The following is a 4,618-nucleotide window of genomic DNA, read 5'->3' on the forward strand; positions in this document are numbered from 1 at the left end:
AAAAATAGCTCTATTCTTTGTATAAAGAATATATATGGTGAACTAACAGAAGAAGAAAAGGAAAGTTATAAAATTGAACAAGAAAAGCTAAAAGCAAAAGAGGAAAAAATATTAATTTGATAATAATTTCATATTTTTTTTTACATTTTTTTAAGGTACTATAATTATAAATTTAGTACCTTTTTTTTGTTTAATATGTACTTTTTTTATAATTTATAAGCACCTTTTTTTCATTACATAATAACATTTCTGTTAATTATAGTGTAGTCTAAATATACCTCTAATAAGAATAATATAAGAATATATCAGTACAAATTAGTTATGTTAATAACTAATTTGAACAGTAGGTTTTTTTCTATAGCCATTTAACAAATTAATAACTGGATCTGCTTATCTTTATATCTATTAATCATTAGACTATTAGCCTATATCTATAGCAATAGCAATATCTATTAATCATTCTATAGCAATAGCAATATCTATTAATCATTCTATAGCAATAGCAATATCTATTAATCATTAGACTATTAGCCTATATCTATAGCAATAGCAATATCTATTAATCATTCTATAGCAATAGCAATATCTATTAATCATTAGACTATTAGCCTATATCTATAGCTTGTCTACTAAACTATTTAAAGCATAGACTATCTATAAACTTTAATAGAGCCTATCTTAGAAAAAAGTATAATTTGTTTCTAGCCATTGCTTTTCTAGATTGTAATAGTATTTGCTATCATGCTGTCTTTGTGTAAAGTTTGGCTTATAGCCTGTATTCTTAACGTATTTTCTATAATTCTTATAATATAACTCTCTAGAGCTTTCTATAACTTTTTTAATATAGTTTTCTAAAAACTTAACTGTAATTCCTCTATAATGCTTAGTAACTTTTATTAAAACTCTTTCTTTTATCCAGCTATTTTTGACATTTAGTTCATTCAGTAATTCCTTAGCCTTTTTTCTAACCTCTACAAGACTTTTACATTTCTCTAAATTATCTTTTTTAAATTCTCTACAAGTAAAATTGTTATACAAGTCTATAATATTATCTATTTTATTATTTATATATTTATGTTCTTTGCTATCCTCATCAACCTTAGTATCTGCAAGGCTTTGAGGGTGATTTTTTTTGTTCAAAAAAGTGTTCAATTTATAAATAAAGGAATTGCCTTTTTTCACTCTTTTTATAAGCTTTAGGTCTGCCATTAATTCAATTCTGCTCTTTAAGGTTGCTATACTATGGATAGCCTTATCTTTATGCCCTCTATTGTAGTCCTTTAAGAATTTTCTGTAACTAAAGCATATTTTTCCATTATTTGATTTACTTATAAAATAAGAATAGATTGACATTGTACTAATTCTTATCTTGTCTTTCTCTATAGTGTTTAATATTTGATTTTCTTCTTCATTAAATTTAACTTTATACATAAAAAAACCTCTCCTTTATCAGCAGAACGTTTGGAAATAGATTCTACTAAAAGAGAGATTAATATTTTCCTTGTTATATCGTTATAATTAATATATAATATAGTCAAAGAAAATAAAAATCTTTTTTTAGTAGTGCCTTTTAAGTTGGTAGTTTGGCGACAATTAGCTTAAAAGGTATTTTCCTTTTTTACCGTTCATTTATTTATTTATTGTATCTAATTTTAACATATCTTGTAAAACAATAAAAGTTATTCTCCTAAAAAATTAATCATTTTTTCTATTAAATACATTTCTATTCTCTTTTTTGATTTAATCTTATTGCAAGACAGATTAATCTTGCTTAAAGACAGTTTAATCTTATTTCAAAAAATATTAGTGCTGTTTCAACTTTAATCTATCTTGAAACAAGATTATTATAATTTGTTTTGATATTCTTATAGAGCTAATTAATAGCTTTTACTTTGTGTCAAAAACGATTGTTTTTGATACACTTTTTTAAGTTGTAAAAATATAAGTTAAAAAGCCACTTTCATTATCTTATTTTGTGTCAAAAAACGTATCAAAAACTATTTACATTATGGAACGTTTATGATACAATGATTACAGCAAAGAGATGAGAAAGAAGGTTGATTATAATATGTTAGTAGGTTATGCCCGTGTCAGCAGAGAGGGACAAAATTTAGATAGACAAATTGATATGCTAGTTAATTATGGCGTAGATAAAAGAAATATATATCAAGAAAAAATAACTGGTACTAAATTAGATAGAGAACAATTAAACAAAATGATTGAAGAGCTACAAGAAGGTGATATTGTTATAATTACAGATTTAACAAGAATATCAAGGAGTACCAAAGATTTATTAGACATTATAGAAAAAATAAAGAATAAAGGAGCTAGTATAAAAAGTATTAAAGATACATGGTTAGATACCTCTAGCGATAATCCATATAATAGTTTTTTATTAACTGTAATGAGTGGATTAAGTCAATTAGAAAGGGACTTGATAAGCCAAAGAACTAAAGAGGGATTGGCAAGTGCTAAGGCTAGAGGAAGGAATGGTGGCAGACCTTCTAAAAGAAATGATAAAGCAAATATGATAAAACTTTTATATAAAGAAGGCTATAAAATAAATGAGATAGTTAAAGAAACAGGATTGAGTAGGTCAACTATATATAGAGTTATTAAAGAAGAGGAATAATTAAAATCCCTCTTCTTTTTTTGTTTTGATAGGACTTGTGTTATTCTTTTATCCCATATACCTATTAAATGCCTTTAAACGCCTTTATATTAATTTTTTATAATCCTTTAATATATTTTATCCTAACAACTTTAATATCGCTTATATAAGCTTATATTAGTATTTACTTTCTTTATGTATATTCTATATTATTTTTTATTCTCTTTTAACTTTTAAGAGCCTTTAATTTGATACTCTTTTATATACTTATAGATTATTTATAATTTTCTTTTTTATTGTATTCCTTTAAAAAAATATTAATATTATTCTATTCTTCTTCAGCATTTTAAATCTAGTATTTCTTTGGTTCTATAATTCTTTTTTCTTATAACTAAAAGTATCTTTTATATTATTTATATATTATTTACTTTTATATTCTTTAATTATCTTTTAGTCTTTTATAGTTCAATTACTTTTTTCTCTTTTATCTTAATTATTCTTTTTATAAGTTATCTTTTACAAGTATATTATATAATTAATTACTTTGTACTTAGAATGTTATTAGTTTTTAAGACTTTTATAAATTGCTTTTTCTTTTATTGTTTATCTTTATTTTGTCATTGTAATAATTATTATCATTTATTTTTATCATTATTACATTTATATTTATTTATATTTATAATTATCATAATTATTGTAATTGTTTATTCCCTTTCTCTAAAGAGCCTTATCACCTTTTCTAGTATGTTTTTTATATATTCTTTTTATATCCCTCCTTAACATATAAAAAAAATATATACCATTCATACAGAAACGGTCATATTCTTTTCTTTTACAGAGTACCTATTCATTTTTTTTATGAAAAATTATATTTTACTCTTATATAATTTAATAGCTCCTTTAAATAACTATTTTACTATTGATTATATAAAAAAATAATATTAAAAAAACAAATTATTATATTGATGATATACAGTTAATGTACTATAATTGATATACACTTTTAATAAATCAGCAAAATTTAACTAGAAAATTTATTAAATTCAGAAATATACATTTAAAAAAATACTATATCAGTATATTTTAAGGTGCATTTATGATAAATTGAATAAAATAAATTTTTTATTGAAAGATTATTTCTTATTTTTTACTTTCTAAATTAACTTATATAAATAATTTTATATAATCAAAGAAAATGAAAGGAGATTTTTTATGTTATTAGACAATCAAATAAATTTTTTTAATAGAGAGCAAGAGGAAGAAGAACAAAATATTGCAGAAGAAGAATGGGAAGAAGAAGAAGAGGAAGAGGAAGAAGAATATTTAACTTTCATAATAACAGATAGTGAAATATTAAAGCAATTAAGCGATAAAGAATATCGTTTATACTGTGCTTTAAAGGCTATAAGTCTAGTTAATATTGAAAAAGAGGAAAATTATATTCCAATCTCTAAAGGACTTTATAAAAATCTTGAAAGAGGTTTAAAGCTATCATATAAAAATAGTTATGTTACAAGTAGAACAATAGCCAAAACATTTAAAAGCCTTATAGAAAAAGAAATTTTAATTAAAAAAAGAAACAGATTTGTAATTATAAGAGAAAAAGATTATAAATATAGCTTTACCAAAATAAATAATAAGGTTCTTTTAAATGCTTGTAAAGAATTGACTGGCAAAGAGCTAAAGGTTTATATCTATTTATTAGCCTTAAAAAATGCTTATAAAGGTAATCTTAATATCAATAGAAAAACTATTTGCATTAATATAGAGGAGCATAAAGAGTTGACACAATACAACTTTAAATCTATAACTACAGCATTAAAAAATTTAAGAAAAAAAGAATTTATAAATTATACAGTTAAAAAGAGAATATTAGAGGATGAGAAAAATAGCTCTATTCTTTGTATAAAGAATATATATGGTGAACTAACAGAAGAAGAAAAGGAAAGTTATAAAATTGAACAAGAAAAGCTAAAAGCAAAAGAGGAAAAAATATTAATTTGATAA

At 22.5% G+C, this 4,618-nt stretch carries 3 protein-coding genes; 2 read left to right on the forward strand and 1 reads right to left on the reverse strand.

Annotated elements, in window-relative coordinates:
- Positions 1-678: 678 nt before the first annotated feature.
- Positions 679-1,431, reverse strand: coding sequence for a plasmid replication protein (locus tag AC4FRL_RS11570; RefSeq protein WP_491140399.1), 753 nt, complete (start codon positions 1,429-1,431; stop codon positions 679-681).
- 637 nt (positions 1,432-2,068) lie between these two features.
- On the opposite strand from AC4FRL_RS11570, the gene AC4FRL_RS11575 reads away from it, so the two are divergent.
- Together AC4FRL_RS11575 and AC4FRL_RS11580 are read left to right on the forward strand one after the other, a co-directional pair.
- Positions 2,069-2,632, forward strand: a complete 564-nt coding sequence (locus AC4FRL_RS11575; protein ID WP_491140401.1) for a recombinase family protein — start codon at positions 2,069-2,071, stop codon at positions 2,630-2,632.
- 1,191 nt (positions 2,633-3,823) lie between these two features.
- The gene (locus tag AC4FRL_RS11580) at positions 3,824-4,615 is read left to right on the forward strand and encodes a hypothetical protein (protein ID WP_491140403.1); all 792 of its coding nucleotides are present in this window, start codon (positions 3,824-3,826) and stop codon (positions 4,613-4,615) included.
- The last annotated feature ends 3 nt before the right edge of the window (positions 4,616-4,618 follow it).

The organism is Clostridium sp. TJA032, from assembly GCF_058310275.1.